Annotated in this window: 13 protein-coding genes; 10 read left to right on the top strand and 3 right to left on the bottom strand. The window is 63.9% G+C overall.

Annotated features, from left to right (window positions below; all coding sequences use genetic code 11):
• Nucleotides 1–27 precede the first annotated feature (27 nt).
• The 8 genes from RAD10_RS34735 (at nt 28) to RAD10_RS34700 (ending at nt 12,142) form a co-directional block, all read left to right on the top strand.
• Nucleotides 28–5,130, top strand: coding sequence for an N-6 DNA methylase (locus RAD10_RS34735; protein WP_461620973.1), 5,103 nt, complete (start codon nt 28–30; stop codon nt 5,128–5,130).
• 247 nt (nt 5,131–5,377) lie between these two features.
• Nucleotides 5,378–7,060 (top strand): ParB/RepB/Spo0J family partition protein, encoded by a 1,683-nt coding sequence (locus tag RAD10_RS34730; RefSeq protein ID WP_461620972.1) that lies wholly within the window; start codon nt 5,378–5,380, stop codon nt 7,058–7,060.
• Nucleotides 7,061–7,152: 92 nt separating this feature from the next.
• Nucleotides 7,153–7,629: a hypothetical protein gene (locus RAD10_RS34725; RefSeq protein WP_461620971.1), complete on the top strand. Its 477-nt coding sequence runs from the start codon at nt 7,153–7,155 to the stop codon at nt 7,627–7,629.
• The gene (locus RAD10_RS34720) at nt 7,626–8,516 is read left to right on the top strand and encodes a DUF7007 domain-containing protein (protein ID WP_461620970.1); all 891 of its coding nucleotides are present in this window, start codon (nt 7,626–7,628) and stop codon (nt 8,514–8,516) included. Before RAD10_RS34725 ends, RAD10_RS34720 begins: the two co-directional genes overlap by 4 nt.
• On the top strand, nt 8,513–8,926 hold the full coding sequence (locus RAD10_RS34715) for a hypothetical protein (RefSeq protein ID WP_461620969.1): 414 nt from the start codon (nt 8,513–8,515) through the stop codon (nt 8,924–8,926). Before RAD10_RS34720 ends, RAD10_RS34715 begins: the two co-directional genes overlap by 4 nt.
• 397 nt (nt 8,927–9,323) lie before the next feature.
• Complete coding sequence (locus tag RAD10_RS34710) at nt 9,324–9,911, top strand: hypothetical protein (protein WP_461620968.1); 588 nt, start codon at nt 9,324–9,326, stop codon at nt 9,909–9,911.
• A 337-nt stretch (nt 9,912–10,248) separates the two neighbouring features.
• Nucleotides 10,249–11,175 (top strand): ArdC family protein, encoded by a 927-nt coding sequence (locus RAD10_RS34705; protein WP_461620967.1) that lies wholly within the window; start codon nt 10,249–10,251, stop codon nt 11,173–11,175.
• A gap of 652 nt (nt 11,176–11,827) precedes the next feature.
• On the top strand, nt 11,828–12,142 hold the full coding sequence (locus tag RAD10_RS34700; RefSeq protein ID WP_461620966.1) for a DUF736 domain-containing protein: 315 nt from the start codon (nt 11,828–11,830) through the stop codon (nt 12,140–12,142).
• Between the two features lie 108 nt (nt 12,143–12,250).
• Here the strand turns inward: RAD10_RS34700 and RAD10_RS34695 are convergent, their stop codons facing one another.
• The 3 genes from RAD10_RS34695 to RAD10_RS34685 all read right to left on the bottom strand — a co-directional run bounded on the left by RAD10_RS34695 (nt 12,251) and on the right by RAD10_RS34685 (nt 15,402).
• Nucleotides 12,251–13,165 carry a nucleotidyl transferase AbiEii/AbiGii toxin family protein gene (locus tag RAD10_RS34695; protein ID WP_461620965.1) on the bottom strand — a complete coding sequence of 305 codons (915 nt, stop codon included), beginning with the start codon at nt 13,163–13,165 and terminating at the stop codon, nt 12,251–12,253.
• Complete coding sequence (locus RAD10_RS34690) at nt 13,162–13,899, bottom strand: type IV toxin-antitoxin system AbiEi family antitoxin domain-containing protein (protein ID WP_461620964.1); 738 nt, start codon at nt 13,897–13,899, stop codon at nt 13,162–13,164. The genes RAD10_RS34695 and RAD10_RS34690 overlap by 4 nt, the downstream gene beginning before the upstream one ends.
• Before the next feature lie 303 nt (nt 13,900–14,202).
• The gene (locus RAD10_RS34685; RefSeq protein ID WP_461620963.1) at nt 14,203–15,402 is read right to left on the bottom strand and encodes an RHE_PE00001 family protein; all 1,200 of its coding nucleotides are present in this window, start codon (nt 15,400–15,402) and stop codon (nt 14,203–14,205) included.
• A 2,475-nt stretch (nt 15,403–17,877) separates the two neighbouring features.
• Between RAD10_RS34685 and repA the strand changes: the two genes are divergently transcribed.
• Together repA and repB are read left to right on the top strand one after the other, a co-directional pair.
• Nucleotides 17,878–19,092 carry a plasmid partitioning protein RepA gene (gene repA, locus RAD10_RS34680; protein ID WP_461620962.1) on the top strand — a complete coding sequence of 405 codons (1,215 nt, stop codon included), beginning with the start codon at nt 17,878–17,880 and terminating at the stop codon, nt 19,090–19,092.
• Nucleotides 19,089–20,108 carry a plasmid partitioning protein RepB gene (gene repB, locus RAD10_RS34675; protein ID WP_461620961.1) on the top strand — a complete coding sequence of 340 codons (1,020 nt, stop codon included), beginning with the start codon at nt 19,089–19,091 and terminating at the stop codon, nt 20,106–20,108. The genes repA and repB overlap by 4 nt, the downstream gene beginning before the upstream one ends.
• Nucleotides 20,109–20,289: the final 181 nt, after the last annotated feature.

Raw genomic sequence — 20,289 nt, 5'->3', positions numbered from 1 at the left:
CGCGCGCCCAACTGGAGGACAATTCCCATGGCGCATGACGATCCTTTCACCCTCGACCTCTTCGGCAATACCGCCCTTTCATCCAGCTTCGGCCTTGGCGTCACGGCCTTCGCTGCCGATTTCGGGGGTGACGACGACCATGAGCATGATCCACCGCCGTCGACGCAAGCCTCGGTAAGGCCGGCGATCGCATTGGTTCGGCGCCCCGATGATAGTCCCGGCAAGCGCGGCGACAATTTCTATCTTTCCGGCGAGCGCGGCCTCGCAAGGGGCTGGAAGCGGCGCGCCCGCGACAGCATCGTCGCAGTTCGGCTTGCCGCACAGATCGAGGCCGAGGAGCGCCCCGCGACGGTCGAGGAGCAGAGGCAGCTGATCCGCTTTACCGGCTTCGGCGCCTCAGAGCTTGCCAATGGCGTCTTCCGCCGCCCGGGCGAAACCGAATTCGCGAAGGGTTGGGACGAGATCGGGGCCGATCTGCAGGATGCGGTCGATGAGGCTGACTACGCTTCGCTGGCACGCTGCACGCAGTATGCCCATTTCACGCCGGAGTTCATCGTCCAGGCGATGTGGGCGGGTTTGCTGCGCCTCGGCTGGCGCGGCGGCCGCGTGCTCGAGCCTGGCATCGGCACCGGCCTGTTTCCGGCGCTGATGCCGCCGGCTCTGCGTGAGGTCTCCCACGTCACCGGCGTCGAGCTCGATCCCGTCACAGCACGCATCGCGCGGCTATTGCATCCCCGGGCGCGGATCGTCACGGGCGATTTCGCGCGGTCCGAGCTGCCGGCGCGCTTCGACCTGGTGATCGGCAACCCGCCCTTCTCCGATCGCACCGTCCGCTCGGACCGCACGCTGCGCTCGCTCGGTCTGCGGCTCCACGACTACTTCATCGTCAAGGCGATCAAGCTACTGAAGCCGGGCGGTCTCGCCGCCTTTGTCACGTCGCACGGCACGATGGATAAGGCGGATGGCTCGGCGCGCGCGCTGATCGCGAAGCACGCCGATCTCCTCAGTGCCATCCGTCTGCCGGAAGGTAGCTTCCGTGCCGATGCCGGCACCGACGTCGTGGTCGACATCCTGTTCTTCCGGCGGCGCAAGCAGGGCGAGCCCGAAGGCGACCTCTCTTGGCTCGAGCTCGACGAGGTGCGCCCCGCGACCGAGGACGAGGGCGCAATTCGCGTCAACCGCTGGTGCGCGTGCCATCGCCACCTTGTGCTCGGCGCGCACGCGCTGACCTCCGGTCCGTTCGGAGAGACTTACACCTGCCTTCCCAAGTCCGGCGAGCAGCTCGCGACCGCGCTGGACGACGCAATCACCCTCCTTCCGGTCGCAATCTATGACGGTGAACCGGAGGCGATCGACCCTGACGGCGAGCACGAGGCCGTGCCGGCGAAATCGGAGAGCTCGGCGAGCCTCACGGCGCGCGAGGGCAGCTATCTCCTCGACAACCGGCACGGCTTGATGCAGATCCTTGACGGCCGGCCAGTCGCCGTCACGGTGCGCAAAGGCCGCAGTGTTGATGGTATCCCAGAGAAGCATGCTCGGATCATCCAGAAGCTGATCCCGATCCGCGACGCGGTTCGCGAGGTGCTGAAGAATCAGGAGCTCGACCGGCCGTGGAAGGACGCGCAGGTCAGGCTGCGCATCGTGTGGTCGAATTTCGTGCGCACCTTCGGGCCGATCAACACGACCGTCGTATCGACGGCGGAGGACGACGAGACCGGGAAGGTCCGCGAAACGCACCGCAGGCCGAACCTCCAGCCATTCCTGGACGATCCGGACTGCTGGCTGGTGGCCTCGATCGAAGACTACGACCTCGAGTCCGATACGGCGAAGCCGGGTCCGATCTTCACCGAGCGGGTAATCGCTCCGCCGGCGCCGCCAGTCATCACCAGCGCCGCCGACGCGCTGGCCGTCGTTCTCAACGAGCGCGGCCATGTCGACCCCGACCACATCGCGGAGCTCGTGCACCGCGACGCGGATGACGTCATCGCTGAGCTCGGCAGCGCCATCTTCCGCGATCCCAGCGGCGGCTCGTGGCAGACCGCTGATGCCTATCTGTCGGGTGCTGTCCGCGACAAGCTGAAGGTTGCGGAAGCCGCGGCTGCGCTCGACCCCTCCTATGCGCGCAACGTGACCGCCCTGCGCGAGGTGCAGCCTGCCGACCTCCGGCCCTCGGACATCACCGCGCGCCTTGGTGCGCCGTGGATTCCCGCCGCCGACATCGCCGCCTTCGTCAAGGAAACGATGGGCGTGGAGATCAGGATTCACCACATGCCGGAACTCGCGTCTTGGACCGTGGAGGCCCGGCAGCTCGGCTGGATGGCGGCCGGCACGTCGGAATGGGGCACGGAGCGGCGCCACGCCGGGCAGCTTCTCTCTGATGCGCTCAACTCCTCCGTCCCACAGATCTTCGACACCATCAAGGATGGCGACAGCGAGCGTCGGATCCTCAATGTCGTCGACACCGAGGCGGCGAAGGAGAAGCTATCGAGGATCAAGACCGCCTTTCAGAATTGGATCTGGTCCGATCCGGATCGGACCGACCGGCTGGCGCGGGTCTACAATGACCGCTTCAACAACATCGTGCCGCGCGCCTTCGATGGTTCGCATCTGAAATTGCCGGGCGCCTCGGGCGCCTTCGTTCTCTACGAACATCAGAAGCGCGGCATCTGGCGCATCATCGCCTCGGGAGCGACCTATCTCGCCCACGCCGTCGGCGCCGGTAAGACGATGACGATGGCGGCCGCAATCATGGAACAAAGGCGTCTCGGCCTGATCGCCAAGGCCATGCTTGTCGTTCCCGGCCACTGCCTGGCGCAGGCGGCGCGCGAGTTCCTGGCACTCTATCCCGGTGCCCGCATCCTCGTCGCCGATGAGACCAATTTCACCAAGGACAAGCGGCACCGCTTCCTGTCGCGCGCCGCGACCGCAACGTGGGACGCGATCATCATCACCCATTCGGCCTTCCGCTTCATCGGCGTGCCGTCCGCGTTCGAGCAGCGGATGATCCAGGATGAGCTCGAACTCTACGAGCAGCTCCTAACCAAGGTCGAAAGCGACGACCGCGTCTCGCGCAAGCGGCTCGAGCGGCTGAAGGAGGGATTGAAGGAACGGCTCGAAGCGCTGGCAACGCGCAAGGACGATCTCCTGACCATCTCCGAGATCGGCGTCGACCAGATCATCGTCGATGAGGCGCAGGAGTTTCGCAAGCTATCCTTCGCGACCAATATGTCGACGTTGAAGGGCGTCGACCCCAACGGCTCGCAGCGCGCCTGGGACCTCTATGTGAAATCGCGCTTCATCGAGACCAAGAACCCTGGGCGGGCGCTGGTGCTCGCCTCCGGGACACCGATTACCAACACGCTCGGTGAGATGTTCTCGGTGCAGCGCTATCTCGGATACGGCGCACTTCTGGATCGCAAGCTCCACGAGTTCGACGCCTGGGCCTCGACTTTCGGCGACGTCTCGACGGAGCTCGAGCTCCAGCCGTCCGGCAGGTACAAACCGGTCACACGCTTCGCCACCTTCGTGAACGTCCCTGAATTGATCGCCATGTTCCGGTCCTTCGCCGACGTGGTGATGCCGGAGGACCTGCGGCAGTACGTGAAGGTCCCGGCGATCTCGACGGGCAAGCGCCAGATCCTGACGGCGAAGCCGACGCCTGCGTTCAAGCGCTACCAGGCCCTGCTCGATGCGCGGATCAAGGCGATCGAGACGCGCGACCGGCCGCCGGAGCCCGGTGACGACATTTTGCTCTCTGTCATCACCGATGGGCGACACGCGGCGATTGACCTCCGTCTGGTCGATCCGGACAGTGATAACGAGTCGAACAATAAGCTGAATCTTCTCGTCGGCAACGCCTTCCACATCTGGAAGAAGACGTCGGACAACGCTTACGTGCGCGCCGACGGCAAGCCGTACGAGCTGCCGGGCGCCGCGCAGATGATCTTCTCCGACCTCGGAACGATCGGCGTCGAGAAGACGCGCGGCTTCTCGGCCTATCGCTGGATCAGAGATGAGCTCATCCGCATGGGCGTACCCCCGTCCGAGATTGCCTTCATGCAGGACTATAGGAAGTCCGAGGCCAAGCAGCGTCTGTTCGGCGACGTACGCGCCGGCAAGGTCCGCTTCCTGATCGGCTCCTCAGACACAATGGGAACGGGCGTCAACGCGCAGCTTCGCCTGAAGGCCCTCCATCACCTCGACGTGCCGTGGCTGCCGTCGCAGATCGCGCAGCGCGAGGGCCGGATCGAGCGCCAGGGCAACCAGCATGACGTCATCGACATCTTCGCCTATGCGACGGAGGGCTCGCTCGACGCGAGCATGTGGCAGAATAACGAGCGCAAGGCTCGCTTCATCGCCGCGGCGCTCTCGGGCGACACGTCGATCCGTCGGCTCGAGGACCTCGGCGAAGGCCAGGCCAACCAGTTCGCGATGGCGAAGGCGATCGCGAGCGGCGACCAGCGGCTGATGCTAAAGGCCGGGCTCGAAGCTGACATCGCCAGGCTCGAGCGTCTGCGCGCGGCCCATATCGACGACCGGCACGCCGTCCGTCGGCAGATCCGGGACGCCGAACGCGACATCGAGTTCTGCACGCGGCGGATCGCGGAGGTCGGCAAGGATATCGAGCGCCTTGTTCCGACCGCCGGCGACGCCTTCGACGCGACCGTTGCCGGCAAGCGCTACGTCGAGCGCAAGGAGGCCGGCCGCGCGCTGATGAAGGAAATCCTTACCCTCGTCCAGCTCCGACAGGAGGGCGAGACCATCATCGCCACGATCGGCGGGTTCGACCTCGAATACTCCGGCGAGCGCTGCGGCCGCGACGGCTATCGCTACGGCACCATGCTGATCCGCACCGGGGAAGAGCATGAGATCGAGTTGCCCGTCACAGTGACGCCGCTCGGCGCAATCTCGCGCCTTGAGCATGCATTTGACGATTTCGAGGGCGAGCGGGAGCGCTATCGCCAGCGTCTCGCCGACGCACGTCGCCGGCTCGCCTCGTACCGATCGCGCGAGGACGGCGAATTCGCATTCGCAGCCGATCTCGCCGAGAAGCGGCGGCAGTTGGCGGAGGTCGAGAAAGCCCTTGCGACGGATGTGGAGGGCACGGGCGGGAGCGCAATCGCAGCGTGATGAGGGAGGAAGGGAAGGCCCGCTCGCAGAGCGGTCAGGCCGGCAACGCTGACGCTCAACCGCCGCCTGCGCGATCCCAGCCCGTCGTCCCTCGCAGGGCTGCTAGCCCTGCTTGTCCGGCCCGGCAGGGATGCTCGGCCGCAGTTGTGCAGGCCCGACCGCTCCGCGGGGCCCGGGGGTGTCTTCGGGAAGAAGACGAGGAAGGACCCGCGAGGCGCGGTCCGAGACACCCAAACAGGAGGATCTCATGCATCTCATCAAGATTGATCCGCGTGCGCTGAACGAAAATCCCGATCGCATGCGCCAGACAAAGTCGACGCCGCAGGCCGACGCCCTGCTGCTCGCGACGATCAAGGCCGTCGGCATTGTCCAGCCACCCGTCATCACGCCCGAGACCGGTGGCGGCAACGGCTATGTCATCAATGCCGGTCATCGCCGCGTGAAGCAGGCGATCGCTGCCGGCCTAGAGGAGATCGACGTCCTCGTCGACGAGGCGGCGAACGACAACGGTGCCATGCGCTCGATGATCGAAAACATCGCGCGCGAAGCGCTCAATCCCGTCGACCAGTGGCGCGCGATCGAACGTCTAGTCGCGCTCGGCTGGACCGAAGAGGCAATCGGCGTCGCATTGACCCTGCCCGTCCGGCAGATCAGGAAGCTCCGCCTGCTCGCGAACGTGCTGCCTGCCATGCTCGATCACATGGCCAAGGGCGACATGCCAGACGAACGTCAGCTTCGTACGATCGCCTCGGCGTCGCTCGATGAGCAGAAGGAGGTGTGGAAGAAGCACAAACCCTCCAAAGCCGATCCGCAGGTGTCGTGGGGGAGCGTGGCGCAGGCCCTGACCAAGGCCCGCATGTACGCACGTCACGCCAGTTTCGGTGACGACCTCGCCCAGGCCTACGGCATCCAGTGGGTCGAGGACCTATTCGCGCCGGCAGACGAAGATAGCCGCTACACCACAGATGTCGAAGCGTTCCTCGGCGCGCAGCAGGAGTGGATGGCGAACAACCTGCCGAAGAAGGGCATCATTGCCGAGACGACGAACTGGGGCGAGGTCAAGCTGCCACCGAAGGCGGAGCGCGTCTATGGCAAGCCGTCGAAGTCGGATTGCACAGCGATGTATCTCGACCGTGACGGCCAGGTGCAGAGCGTACATTACCGCATGCCTGCGGCGAAGAAGTCGAAGGATGGGGGCATGGCGACCGGCACTGACGCCGACGCAAGCACAGCGGTCTCGAAGCCGCGTCCCGACGTGACGCGCAAGGGCGTCGAGATCATCGGCGACTTCCGGACGGACGCCCTCCATGAGGCGCTGGCGCGCGCGCCCGTCGAGGATGACGCGCTGATGGCGCTGCTGATCCTCGCTTTCGGCGGCCAGAACGTCTCGGTCGATTCCAGTAGCGGCGGCACCTATTACGGCAACCGCCGGATTGCGCGCCATGCCGCGACGCTGTTCGATCAGGACGGCAAGCTCGTCCTCGACATGGACACACTGCGTGTTGCGGCGCGCTCGATCCTCGTTGAGGTTCTCTCGTGCCGGGAAAACCGCACCGACAGTGGCATCGTTGCGCGCCTCGCCGGCGAGGTGGTCGGCGCGGACAACTTCCTGCCGAACATGGGCACCGACGACTTCCTGTCGTGCCTGTCGCGCACCGCGCTCGAAGGCTCGTGCAAGGACGCTTCGGTTCTCCCGCGCCAAAAGGTGAAGGACACCCGCGCCGCGTTGGTCGAGCACTTCAAGGAAAGCCGCTTCGTCCATCCGGCGGCGCTGTTCGCTCCGGACAAGGCCAACTTACTGGCTTGGCTGGCGAAGAACGACGTCACCGCCGCCGACGAGGCCGACGACCAGGTCGAGGACCCGGCCGCTGGCGACGAGGACAGCGGCGAAACCTCGGATGACGAGCCGTTCCGTGAGGCGGCTGAATAGCGCGCCCGCCATCGATAATCCGAATGACACCCCGCCGCCGGTTTGAGCCGGCGGCGGCTTCGTTTCCAACACCCATGAACAGGAGGACGTCCATGTACGCGCAGTTGATCTACGACCTCGTCCCGCTCGGAGCGATCATACGGTTTTCCGACGGCACGCCGCGGCCACCAGAGCGGCATCGCAAGAAGCTCGCGGCCTGGGAACACCGCAACAGCGGCGGTCGGCTGATTCGCAAAGAGGCAGAACGCCGCGGCGGCAACACCGTCATCGGCGCCACCATCACATTGCACGTCGGCGACTATGGCGGCGGCGGTGTTGTGGTGCTTCGCGTCCACCGGACCTTCTCGGTCGACAGCGATCTGAGGTTCGTCGTGACCGAACGCCCGAGGGTTGGTGCGGTCCGCGTGCTCAGCCGACCCGGCGAGGACGCCGAACTCGTCTATATCGCCAGCAGCCGCGCCGACGCCGAAATCTGGCTGCAGAGCCACGGCTATCCGGATGCGGTTCTCGATGATGTGACAACGGATGCGCCGGCAGCGGACGTCATGGAGGGGAGGACGGCCGCATGATTACGCCCTCACCCCTCACCGCCGTGACGCAGTCGAATTCTGGATTTCCCGAGGTCGAGTTCGGCCGCAGCGGCGACGGCTATCTCGTCGCTCGCGTCGGCGATACGGCCTTCGCCATGCTGCCGGGCCGCGACGCCCGCCATTATCTCGCGACCGGCTGGCGCATAAACCGGCCGATTGCCGAATGGAAGCGCTCTGACTTCTACGGCCATTCCGGCGCGCTCGCCAACGAGGCGGCCTTCCGGACGAAGGTCGTGGAGAACGCCGAGCATCAGCGCGAGAAGCGTGCGCTCGGCCGTCGCGACACCGGCTCCAATGCGAACACGCCATGGGGGCCGTCGCAGGGTGCAACCGTCTATGCGGAAGGCGTTGTCTGCCATTCGACGGCAGGCCACGGCGGCTTCCATCTCTCTGCCGACCGCAACCGCGAGGTCAACCCTTTACTACGCACGCGGGACGGCTGGTACGAGGAAGACGAAGCTTGGGCGATCGTGGCGATGACCTTCCCGCATCTGTTCACCTGCTACGAGCGGTGCTGTGCCGAGCTCACCATCAAGGATAGCTGGCCCGATGCGTGGGAGGCGATCTTCGGGATCGTGCTACGGCCCGGCGAATCCCGAGAGAAGGATCGGAGCGCCTTCGAGAAGGAGCACGCCGACAACTGGATCGTGGTCTCGGCGATCACGTCGGATCAGCAGCCGGGCTTTGTCGAAGTCGTCGCCACGCCGGGCGGCAGACGCGGCGCGGGCACCGAGAAGCGACGTTTCCTCGTCACGTCCGACGAGTACCGGCGTGGCCGCTTCGGCTTCGTCGTCGATGAGACCCGCTATCCCGTCTATTCCGGACCATCGAGCTTCATCGGCTGGCAGGGAAGGACGTCGCCATGAAGGCTTCCCCCGGACGCCTCGCCCAGCTTTCGCGCATGGAGGAGGCGCGTCGCCAGACGCAGCGCCAGCTCGACATGATCGATCGGCAGATCATCCGCCGCATGACGGGGCTCATCCCGCAGCTCGGCAGCAAGCGGTCCGGATACCGTCGCGGCAAGCCGCCTGACCCGAGTGCATTCCTCGAACGCTATCGCTCGAACGTTGCGGCGATCACCGCAGAGCGCCAGCCTGAGATCGACGCGCTTTCGCGCAAGCTCGCCCGGCAGGATACTGCGATCGAGATGCTGCGGGCTCGATACGCGCCGGAGTCTCGCCCTGCTCGTGACGACTCGGAGCGTGAACATCGCATGGATGAATGTCGCAGTCCGGCCGACCGTCGTCCGGGCAAGCGGCATGGCGATGAGGCCTAGCGGGGCCAAAGCCGACCTTGTGGCTCGCTCAGGCGAACATCTCGAGCATGGCGCGAAGCTGGCGGTCTGCTGGGTCGAACCTTTCCGCATTCGCCAACCCGGCCCGCACCCTGTCGAACCTCCCCTCGGGTTTGCTGCGGTCTGCGCCCCCGGCGGTCCGCTTCAAGGCCAAGTCGCAAGCGACCAGGAACCGCCGATCTCGGCAAGTCCCGGCCGCGTTCGCGCAGGGCCCTAGCAAGCCGGACCCTGCTTGTCCGCAGCCGGACCTCGCTCGCCTGGCGGTCCCCGGACCTTGAAGCGGCCCTCATCCCGGCGGCGCTGGGCGACCGCACCCGAAGGGAGGTCCGGCAGGGGCCGGATCGAACCTGACGGCGAAACCTAAGAAAGGAATTCATCAATGACCAAACCTGCTCGCTCTTCTCGCGCCGGCGCCCGTGTCATCCCCCTGCGCAAGGGCACCACTCTCGAAATGGTCCGGCTCGCCTGCCCCGACGCGGCACAGGCACAACGCATCTCTGAAAGCTTCGGCCTTGCAATCCTGGACAGCGACGGCATCCGCGATCTGCACCAACGGCTCATCATCGAAACCGCCGACGCGCTCAAGGACGGCCTGAGTGAACGCGCAATGCAGATTCACCTTCAACGGATCGTCGGCGCTTATGTCGGCTCCGCGCACGGCGCTGGCCAGTTCTATACCCGCGCTGTCACCGAAGCGCGAGATGCGACCGCCAAGCTCGCCAACGACGGCCGCGATGAGGACCTCGATGGTCCGGTCGGCTTCGATAGCCAGGCACAGCGCAAGCGCGAGTTCGCCGCCGACATGGGCGTTCAGTCTCACGCGCTTCGCATGGCCGCCGAGGGCGCCGTCGCCGCCTACGAAAAAGTCGTCGGCGAGACCTGGAAGCCTTTCGAGCGTCCCGTCGACCCCACGACCGACACCGTCGGCAGGAAGGCGGCCAAGGCACAGATGTCGGCGTTCGACTAATGCCGCCGGCGGGGCTTCGGCCCCGCCATTTTCTTTCACCGTCAACGTCGGCCGGTCCCTAGGACCGGCCTTTTTCATGTCGCACGGCGCGACTGGTCAAACGAGCAAAGAGAAATGAATCGGGTTGGACTGCCCCGCGCGGCCCGTAGCGGCGTTCGGTCGATGCTCCGGCCCGCGCGGCAGCGCAACGGCTTTGCCGTCCTCCACTGACGTTCCGGTCCGGCGTCTCTGTTGCCACTCAGACCACCCGCGCCACCGGATGCGCGACCCCGCAGGCCTTCGCAGCGGACCGCCGTGAGGGCCGCGATGGGCGCGGTCTTCAACGGAGATTAGGATTATGACAGGTAAGGAAACGAAACCCCGCGCCGACATCTATGCACGGATCACCGATCGCATCGTCGCGGACCTGGAGCGCGGTGTACGTCCGTGGGTCAAGCCATGGAATGCGGGCAACGCCGCTGGATGCATCACGCGGCCGCTGCGCCACAACGGTATGCCCTATCAGGGCATCAACGTCGTGCTGCTGTGGTCGGAAGCTGTCGCGCGAGGCTTCACATCACCGATCTGGATGACCTTCAAGCAGTCCCTCGAACTTGGCGGTCACGTCCGCAAAGGTGAGAGCGGAACAATGGTCGTCTATGCAAACAAGTTCACTAAGACCGAGACCGATAAGAATGGCGACGACGTCGAACGGACCGTTCCGTTCCTGCGTGCTTATACGGTGTTTTGTGTCGATCAGATCAACGACTTGCCGAGTCACTATTACGGGCGCCCGGCTCCAAGCATCGCGCCTGCGCAACGCATTGCGCATGTGGACGGATTCTTCGCCAATACGGGGGCAACCATCAGACATGGCGGCGACAAGGCATTTTTTGCGCCGGCGCTCGATCTCATCCAGATGCCGCCATTTGAGAGCTTCCGTGATGCGGAGAGCTACGCCACCACGCTCGCGCACGAATGCGTGCATTGGACCGGGCCGGCGCACCGCGTCAATCGCGACCTCAGCCGCTACGCCAAAGATCGAAGCGAGCGCGCCCGCGAAGAGTTGGTCGCCGAACTTGGCGCCTGTTTCCTCAGTGCGGATCTCGGTATCGTACCAGAACTCGAGCCGCGCGCCGATCACGCAAGTTATCTTGCGTCGTGGTTGGAGGTACTCTCCAACGAAAAGCGCTTCATCTTCTCCGCGGCCGCCCACGCTCAGCGGGCAGTCACTTATCTGCACGATCTTCAACCCAAGCCGGCCGAGATCGACCAAGCGGCATGAGGCGCATCGATCCGCGCGTCGGCCGCTTGCGCGCCATCGTTCACCTTTCTGGAAAATGACGAAGGCCTCGCCTCACCGCGGGGCCTTTTTTTATGTGCATCGTCATGCGTGTGCCGGCGACTGGAGAGGCCGCGCTTCCCATTCTGACGGTGTCGTCGAGATGGGCCGGGCGGGTTCTTCCAGCTTCCGAGATGCCGGTCTGTTTCTGGGCGAGCGCCTTTCCGAAGCCGCAGAATGCTGATGTCATCCACGATGCGACGGTCCGGGGGTGTTATTGCGTCCGCCGGAACCGGAAGGCTTACGTGGTGCCTGCGAGTCTTTTCACCACGCGCCCGTCGTCGTGCGGTGTGGCTTGCCTGTGGCTCCGTCGGATCCTCATCGTTCGGCCTGTCGTGCCCAATGCGTCCTCGATTTGGCATGTCTAACCGAAGGCCGTCGTCGCTTCGCTCCGCCTCGATCAAAAGACCGCAACGGCCGTTCTCCGCTTTCTTCCCCTGGCCGCTGCGCGCCCATTCCTCGCGAGACAAGAAAGCATCGCCCTGGCCGCCCTCTACTGCGTGGCGGCCCTTCGGGTGCGGCCCGATCGCCTCCGGTCAACGACAGCCATCGAGGTCGCGATGGTCGCGGCCCGAGAACGACAGAGGATACGAACATGGCTACCATCGGCAACTTCACCGTCAGCGGCAACGGCTTCGTGGGCACCGTCAAGACCCTCGCCCTCGGCACCGTGAAGGCCAAGATCGTCCCGGCCGAGCGGACCTCGGAGAAGGCCCCGGACTACCGGATCTTCGCAGGCACGATCGAGTTCGGCGCCGGTTGGAAGAAGAAGTCCCAGGAGCAGAACCGCGACTACCTGTCGGTCAAGCTGGACGACCCGAGCTTCGCGGCTCCCATTTACGCCACGCTGGTCGAAGTGGAAGGCGAGGAAGGCCACTCGCTCATCTGGTCTCGCCCGAACCGCGACTGAGACGTCGCGCAGGTGGCCCCGCCGCGAGGCGGGGCCTTCACGCGTAGGGGGAATGGAGAACGAATTTTGCAAGGAGTTGAACGCGCGCGTAAGGTTGGCAAGCGCGGCTCATCCAAATAGCCGAGCCAGCGCGTCCGATTGCTCAGCGAATTTTCGGGCATTGGTCTTCCGAAGCCGTTCCAGGTTTTGCAGCTTCCATCGCAGCCCGGGAAGTCGCTCCAAGTGCGGCAGGCCCAGTAGCGACCATTCGGGCGCTGCGGCAACCAGCGACAGCAGGAAGCGGCGTTCATCGGCGCTCAGACCTTGCTGCAGTTCGCGCATCATTCGCTCGCGTGCTGCCAAGAGCGCATCGAGTTCAACGGGCTCGGCGGTCATGCCCGCGAAATTGTGCTCGAAATCCTGCCGGATGTCGCGCAGCGACGGAAACAGGACTTCGTGCACCGGGCGGTTATGGCTCGCGAGATAGACGACGAAAGCGCGGCGGATGCCGGGCGTGATTCCCTCGTGCGCGAAAAGCTGTGTGACGTCGAACAGATCGCGAGGATGCTGCCGGTCCATGGCCGCAACCAATTTGCCGCCATACACGTCTTCGAACGACACCACCGGGATTTCGAGATCCGCCTGCAGCGTGTCGCGCGCAGCCTCTGTCAACGACGCCATGTGCACCGGGTGAACGGTACCGCGCATAACAAAATTGACCTCGACCTTCACTTCGATGCCGCCTCGACGCACCAGCAGCTTGGTCTCGCCGGAATCCGTTGCGGCCGGCGCATGGGTCTGGAAGCCCTGCTTCTGCAGGCGCGCGGCCGACTGGCGGATGGCCTCGTTGATGTGCTGCAGCGCCTGCTCGCGCGGCAGCGTGTGGTCGGGAAACACCAGATCGAGGTCGACCGACAGCCGCGGCATGTCGCGCACGAACAGGTTGATCGCCGTGCCGCCCTTGAGTGCGAAGGTATCCTCGACGAGCACCAGCGGCGCCACGCGTGTCAGCAACCGTGCGCTGTCGAGGTAGATCTGGTTCATGGCTTCAGCACCAGGAGTCCATCACCGGAGCGTGACACCCAGGCCTTGTCGCTACCCTTGGGTAACTGAGACGGATCGAGCTTGCCGGCCCAAGGCTGGGAGAGTTCGCGGCCGAGCTGCAAGCACAGGCGAACGGTCTTGACGCTGGTGCAGCGTTTGAGCAGGTCTCGCAGCAAATCGGCACGCAGGCTGTAAGTGCTTTCGACCAGCTCGCGCGCTTCTTGCAAGGGCTGCCGGACGCCGACTTCGCTTAACACCTCCAGCAATGCGCGTTCCGGCGCCGAGACGAGCGGGCCGCCCTTGCGGTTCTCGAAGGGTTGGACATGAAGCAGCGCGCCAGGCTCTTCCTCGAAGAGTCGCTTGCGGTGGTACTCGGCCGGGAAGCGCTCGGTGAACCACTCCGGAAGGCGTCCCGCTTTCCAGCCATAGAGGTGGAGGACAGGCCGTTGGGACAGGTAGTGCCGTATGCCGTGCCAGTCGAGCGCGGACTTGCCTCCGACATGCAATCCTTCGAAGCTCCGCTGCAGCAGGACGAGGCTCGGATGCAAGGCGGGCGGATCGTTCGGCCGGCAATACACGCCCCGGGCCAGTCGTTGTAACCAGCCGGCGCGGACATAGTGGACGGCAAGGTCGGCCGAGATCCCGAGAGCTGCGAGGTCTTCGGAAGTCAGCGGCGTGCCGGGTGCAACGTAGGTATAGAGCTTATTTAGCTTGTCCCTTTGAGTCGTAGCCATACTACGATATTAGAAACGATTCTAAGGAATTGCAAGTTTAGATTTGATGTCATTATCGTAGTCTGACTACGATAAATTATGTCAACATAAATCCTGTTTCGGGCCTTCCTCCCCGCGCGTGTCCCCCATGGATCAAAGGCCTTGGTCCCGTGTATTGAGTGTCACCGGGGTTTTGCATCACACCCTCCCGGGGCTGGAAGAGGCCGCCGCCTGCGCTGAATTTCAAGCGGGCGGCGTGTTTGTTGTTGTCTTTTCACCCCAGCGAGGCGGGCCGCCGAGCATCCACAGAACCGACTTTCGCCTCTACAGGACACCCCACGCCCGATAGCGTCCCCGGCCGGTCGCCTCGCGCAGGCCGAGCTCGGCGACCAGGTTTTGGGCAGCACGGGGAGTAATCCCGAGTTCCGCCGCGATCATCCCCGCGGAGACGATCGGCCTGGTCAGCACGTAGTCGAGGAGAGCCGGCAGTTTTGAAGTGGCGCGACGGCCGGCGAGTTTGCGGGCAAGCAGATTTCTGGTCATCAGCCAGCGGTCGTGGTCCTTACGGCCAGACTCGGCAGCGGCGGTCATGGCCTCGAGTTGCACGACCAAACGCGCGGCGGCGTCGCGTGGCCGTCGACGCTCGCGCGGAATACTTTTCAGCCCAGCATGCAGGCACGGCAGATGCGAGCGCGTTTTGCCGCGGTTCCTCAACAATGCCGCGGCGAGCAGCCGGCCGAGCCAAGGCGTGTGCTCGAGCGGTTCGATCACACCCCAGGCGTCGGCAGCAATCGCCCCCGCTAGGGTTGGCGGCAAGCCCCGAGTCTGGTCGACCACGTCGCGCCAGTGATCGAGGCGTCCCTCCTCGTCCCAGTCGGGATCGTAGATGAGGGATTCCCGCTCCGGCCGGAACCGGGTCTCGTCGGCAAGCCTACGCTCCGTCCTGGCGTTTGCGGCGTCGACGGCAGCGAAGGCGGAGGCCAAATGGGAATCGGCCTCGATGGCACCGAGCGGCTCTTCGAGATCCACGTCGTCCCGCTCGCCGTCCTCGTCGAACTCAAAACTTCCCTCGCCTGCCTTCCAATTGCTCCTCTCCTCTTCTCGCTCGCCCCGGCCGCGCAGTCTGGCGAGTCCGGTAGCTGACAGCGCCCAATCGGGCTTCGCCTCGGCGATCCGTCGACGGGCGCGTAGCACGGCATGGGCGCGGGTCAGCTCATGGGTCGGAGCGCGGACGTCCATGCCGGCGTCGTGGAGCACGAGGTCTTCGAGGTGGACAAGTTCGCCATCTAGCCACAGACTGGCGCAGGCGTCTGTGAAGTGCGTCCGGCTGAGTGCGCCGTCGCGGATTGGACTTTTGGCCAGCCGCTCATCGAAGCGGGCCACAGCATCCTCGGCGGCGGCGAGCGGCCCGACGAGCTGGGCCCAGGGCAGCGGATCGGGGATTTTGTAGGTAGGCAGCAAGGTCCTGATAACCTTAATGGGAACCATCGAAACGGAAGCTAACATGGCTTTGGCTTCCGTCATAGCGATGTCAGTTCCGGGTCGTGCGGAATTAAGTTCCTCGCAAACCAACGGGTTCGGCGAGCTCAAGCTAGGGTAGTCACCGGGGTCGAGACGATGAGCTCCCCCGGCCCCTCTTCCGGACGCTATCGACCATCGTCCTTGTGATCGGACTCAGATGGCTTCGTTGGTCAGAGGACAGTCCGAGCGGCTCCTCCGTCACGGCTCTCCGGCTGGCTTGCCTGGAGTCTGCGCGGTGGCTTTGCAGCGAATCACCGTTCATGACTTCTGCCATGCCTAGCCTCGCTCCGATACTAGCGTTCATTAGGCCCGCCCCGATCTCGGTCCAAGGAAGATCGGCGCCTGAGCATCAATGGCTCGCCAAGATATCGGGCGCATGCAGAGGCGAGACAGTCCCCGAAATTGAGCGGAGTCGGGTGTCGGCCCTTGCCGTAGCGTTTCGCTGGCGTGGAGCGCAGTGCGGGCCGCCTCGGGTGCCACATTCACATCTTCCGGGAGGATTCACGCCAAATCTGCGCGATAGGGCCCCAAAGAGGCGCAGGGTCCATAAATCTTATGGTTAGGATTCTATGAATCCCAGGCTTCCCCTCTTCCGGTGCTGTGTCCCTACAAGCCACGCGGCATGTCCCGGGCTCGAGGCGAGAACAATCTTGTCCGGCCTTCGCCTTCCGCGCGGTGTGAATTCATCGGACGCGGATCGGCGAGGCTGAGACGATGCCGGCTTGCCTCATCTGGACGCACGTGCGTCGGGGACTTGGATCCAAACGGACCGCAGGGGCACAGATTGTTGTCAGCTGACAACATCCATCGTCGCGGGTAACGGCCCTTTTTGTCAGCTGACAACAATGCTTCAGCTGGGTAGTTGGCACCCTTTCTCCTGCCCGATCGATCCCGTTTGATGTCACCCAACTCCGGGCAATTGGATTGTTGGTCGGCCCCGTGGCCCCGCCAATGAAGTGCCGTTCTGAGGCTAAGCGCCGCGTATTAGCTTTCTCGACGACGCGGATCGAGGAGGCTTACGCGATGCCGGCTCGCCTCAACTGGAGGACGTGCGTCGGGGCTTGGATCCGAATGGACTGCGGGGCACAGACTGTTGTCAGCTGACAACATCCATCCTCTTGGGTCGGCCCTTGTTGTCAGCTGACAACAATGCTTCAGCAGCTGGGTAGCTGGCACAGTAGTTAACGGTTCCCCTGCCCGATCGATCCCGTTTGATGTCACCTAACTCCGGGAAATTGGATTGTTGGTCGGGCCCTGTTGCCGGCCAATGGAGTGCCGTTCCGAGGCCGGACGCCGCGGAACAACTTCTCTACGGAGCGGCTCAAGGCAATGCCAGGAGCCCAGCCTAGCTCGTCGCCCGGGCAACTTCCCCACGATGCACGGTCACGGCTCGCCGATGGCGACTAGATCGTCTAGGGTCCGGCTTTCGTCCCCCGGGCCGTGACACCGCCACCCCCTTTGGGGGCGGTCCGGACCAAGGGAGTGGACGTTGTCAGCTGACAACAATCTGTGGGGCCTCCCCCGATGAACGGCGTCCCGCGATCGAAGCGCCTTGCCCAGGAAGGCCCGGGAAGGGGCCCGAAATCCGACGCGGCGCACCGATCCGCAGCGCGGCTTGTCGACGACGTGGTGACGCGAGGCCACATGGCCTCTCTTCATGGTAAAGCAGCGCCGGGCGAGTGGTTTGCTTTGCGGCCGGAGGTCCGGGCCCCCCGGCGTGATCAGGCGGCGCAACAGCCAACCGCGGACACCTTCGGAGCGGACTGGTCGATTGCTCGACGCCTGATCGTCAGACCGGGTTGGTAACCTGTTGCCGTGTGGCGCTCACTTCTGCCACGGACAAGCTGCGCCAGCGCGGTGCTGCCGGCATCGTGTCGATCAACCGAGATAGCCCAGCCTCCCGTCGGACCTGCCGAGCTAAACTCCCGCAACGCCCCGCCGCTCGCAGTTCTGTCCGGGTGCTTCAACGAGACGGGGAGGGCGCTTTCGCGGGACCGTCGCTTCCCGGCATCGGGCTGAGTAGCTGAGCGAACTCCCCGTACAATATGAGCGACGCGATTCTCTTGGGCAACGACTGGCGGGAAAGGGGAATAGGGAGGACGCTCGCGGCGATAGATCCACCGCTCATCAAGGCCAGTGCGCGCTGGCTAGACACCAGCGGGAAGGTGAGGTGCCGGCGCTTCCACACGGTAGCAACACAGATCCGAGCAGCGGGTGGCGTGGTGTAAAATGACGCTTGGGGATCCTGCAGCTCGGCCGAATCACGCTACAGTAAAGAATCACTCCGCCGACCGGGGTCGTTGTTGTCAGCTGACAACCGCGGGGCGATGCCGAGAAAGACGCTGCGCGCTGTTGGGCACGCCATCGGGCGTTAAGAACTCGTTAACCCTTTATTTCTTGCTCAAATCATAGAATCGTGGCCATCTCTCAAGACGGAGAATAGGCGTCTGACGCGCAGAAACCGTCTTGAGAAGGCAAATGGCGATCTTAGCGGAAGATTCGGTTACGATGAGCGAGACTGCGTCTGCGCGGATCTCTCGGCATGCCGGCATTCTTTCCGGCCAGCTTCGCTCGCTCGCGACGACGCTTTTCCCGCCTTCGGCGAGCAAGTCGCTCCGTTCGTTCACCTCAGGGGAGGTTGCGCGAATTGCGGGCGTGTCCGATGGGTACCTTCGACAGCTCTCTCTCGACGGACTTGGGCCGACTCCGACGACAGGAACCGGAGGTCGGAGGTCTTACACTCTGGGTCAGATTCATGAGTTGCGCGGGTATCTGGCCACCGCGCGGCCGCGGGAAGCATTGGAATTTCTCCCGCGCCGGCGCCCGGGCAACAAGCTCCAAATCATCACCGTCGCGAACTTCAAAGGCGGCTCCGCCAAGACGACGACGGCATTGTATCTATCGCAATATCTCGCCCTTGCCGGGTTTCGGGTCCTCGCGATTGACCTCGATCCGCAAGCTTCGTTGTCAGCAATGTTCGGGTACCAGCCTGAGTTCGACATCGCCGCGAACGAAACCCTCTACGGCGCCATACGGTATGACGAGCACCGGCGGCCAATGCGCGAGGTCGTTCGGCCGACTTATTTCGACGGGATAGGTCTTGTGCCAGGCAATCTCGAGCTCATGGAGTTCGAGCACACCACGCCGCGAGCAATGGTCGAGCGTCGGGAACGTGGACACGACCTATTCTTTCGCCGTGTCGCCAGCGCCATCGACCAGGTCGCCGAGGACTACGATGTCGTCGTTATCGACTGCCCGCCTCAACTTGGTTACTTGACTATGGGCGCGCTGAACGCGGCGACCGCGATGCTCGTGACCATCCATCCTCAGATGGTCGATGTCGCATCCATGAGCCAATTTCTCCTCATGACGTCGGACCTCATGTCGGTCATCGAGGAAGCGGGTGGGCGCCTCGATCACGATTTCATCCGGTACGTCATCACGCGTCACGATCCCAATGACGTGCCGGAAGCGCAAATCGTGGCCCTCCTTCGTACCCTTTTTGGATCGGATGTGCTCCAGGCCACAGTGTGGAAATCGACTGCGATCGCCAATGCCGGCCTCACCAAGCAATCACTGTATGAGCTGGAGCGCGGCGCCGTAGGGCGGGGCGCCTACGACCGGGCATTGGAATCGGTCGACGCGGTCAATGCCGAAATCGCGCAACTTCTTAAGAAGGTGTGGGGTCGATGAGCAAACGTACTGACACCATCAAGAGCCTTTTCACGGCCCCGCAATCAAATGCGTTGTCAGCTGACAACATGCCCGGTGCCTTGCCGCGGGTCTCGTCAGGATCGGTTCGCTCGTTGAAAGACACATTTTCCGGAGTTGAGAAAGAGAACGAGGAGCTTCGCGAAAGGATTGCCTCCGGGGCGATGATCCTTGAAATCGACCCCTCGCTTATTGATCCCTCACCGCTGGCCGACCGGTTTCGCGACCAGGATGATAGCTCGTTCGAAGCGCTCAAACAGTCGATCGCGCAGCGCGGTCAAGAGGTGCCCATTCTCGTTCGGGAGCATCCTGAAGCGAAAGGACGCTACCAAAGCGCCTATGGTCATCGTCGCGTCCGCGCCACGCGTGAACTCGGCATTCAAGTCAAAGCGATCCTGCGAGCGCTCTCAGATGAAGCGCTCGTCGTAGCGCAAGGACTCGAGAACGCACCGCGTGAAGATTTGAGCTTCATTGAGCGCGCCATCTTTGCGATGCATATCGAAGATGCCGGGCATAGCCGGTCAATCGTGCAAGACGCGTTGTCGATCGATCGAGCGGAGGCCTCGAAACTTCTTACCGTGGCCCGGTCGGTTCCAACCGACGTCGTTCAAGCAATCGGGAAGGCTCCGAGAGTTGGCCGCGGCCGCTGGCAATCATTCGCTGAATTGATCAAGGATACCGCGGCGCTCAAACGTGTCAGAGCGGCGATCGCTGAGCCAAAATTTACGGAGCGAGAAACCGACGCCCGGTTTCTCGCCGCATTCACAGCGGCAAGCCGTCCATCTTCTGCGGGGCCATCGAAGGCTTCGGAAGAGAAGCCGGTCTTTTCCGCATCCGGCGACAAGATTGCGCACGTGCGTCACGCCGAGCGCGAGTTGAAGCTTACCCTCGACAAGAATGTCTCGGCGACATTCGCGGCATTTCTTGTCGACCAACTCCCGGCCCTGTTCGACGCGTTTTCCAAGACGAGCAGCGGTCAGGAAACTACCGAGGCCTAACGGCCTCGTCCCGCAACACGAACCAGGAGCAGACAAGGCAAAAGAAAAAGGCCCCCGAAACGGAGTTCCGGAAGCCCTTCTCTTCAAGTTTGGCGACTGACAGAGAATCACTTTCGCGAATCGCAGTCAAGAGTTTCTACGCGATTTTATCGTCGTTTCGGCGAGCAGGTTTCCTTTGCCC

The organism is Bradyrhizobium sp. 23AC, assembly GCF_054863025.1.
The sequence above is the reverse complement of the archived record's forward strand: the minus strand, read 5'-3'. Positions and strand labels throughout refer to the sequence as shown.

What these genes read in the sequence shown, in the direction of transcription:
- RAD10_RS34720 (WP_461620970.1), top strand. Translation starts at nt 7,626, where the DNA reads ATGATTACGCCCTCACCCCTCACCGCCGTGACGCAGTCGAATTCTGGA.
- RAD10_RS34735 (WP_461620973.1), top strand. Translation starts at nt 28, where the DNA reads ATGGCGCATGACGATCCTTTCACCCTCGACCTCTTCGGCAATACCGCC.
- repB (WP_461620961.1), top strand. Translation starts at nt 19,089, where the DNA reads ATGAGCAAACGTACTGACACCATCAAGAGCCTTTTCACGGCCCCGCAA.
- RAD10_RS34710 (WP_461620968.1), top strand. Translation starts at nt 9,324, where the DNA reads ATGACCAAACCTGCTCGCTCTTCTCGCGCCGGCGCCCGTGTCATCCCC.
- RAD10_RS34715 (WP_461620969.1), top strand. Translation starts at nt 8,513, where the DNA reads ATGAAGGCTTCCCCCGGACGCCTCGCCCAGCTTTCGCGCATGGAGGAG.
- RAD10_RS34700 (WP_461620966.1), top strand. Translation starts at nt 11,828, where the DNA reads ATGGCTACCATCGGCAACTTCACCGTCAGCGGCAACGGCTTCGTGGGC.
- RAD10_RS34690 (WP_461620964.1), bottom strand. Translation starts at nt 13,899, where the DNA reads ATGGCTACGACTCAAAGGGACAAGCTAAATAAGCTCTATACCTACGTT.
- RAD10_RS34685 (WP_461620963.1), bottom strand. Translation starts at nt 15,402, where the DNA reads ATGACGGAAGCCAAAGCCATGTTAGCTTCCGTTTCGATGGTTCCCATT.
- repA (WP_461620962.1), top strand. Translation starts at nt 17,878, where the DNA reads ATGGCGATCTTAGCGGAAGATTCGGTTACGATGAGCGAGACTGCGTCT.
- RAD10_RS34730 (WP_461620972.1), top strand. Translation starts at nt 5,378, where the DNA reads ATGCATCTCATCAAGATTGATCCGCGTGCGCTGAACGAAAATCCCGAT.
- RAD10_RS34705 (WP_461620967.1), top strand. Translation starts at nt 10,249, where the DNA reads ATGACAGGTAAGGAAACGAAACCCCGCGCCGACATCTATGCACGGATC.
- RAD10_RS34725 (WP_461620971.1), top strand. Translation starts at nt 7,153, where the DNA reads ATGTACGCGCAGTTGATCTACGACCTCGTCCCGCTCGGAGCGATCATA.
- RAD10_RS34695 (WP_461620965.1), bottom strand. Translation starts at nt 13,165, where the DNA reads ATGAACCAGATCTACCTCGACAGCGCACGGTTGCTGACACGCGTGGCG.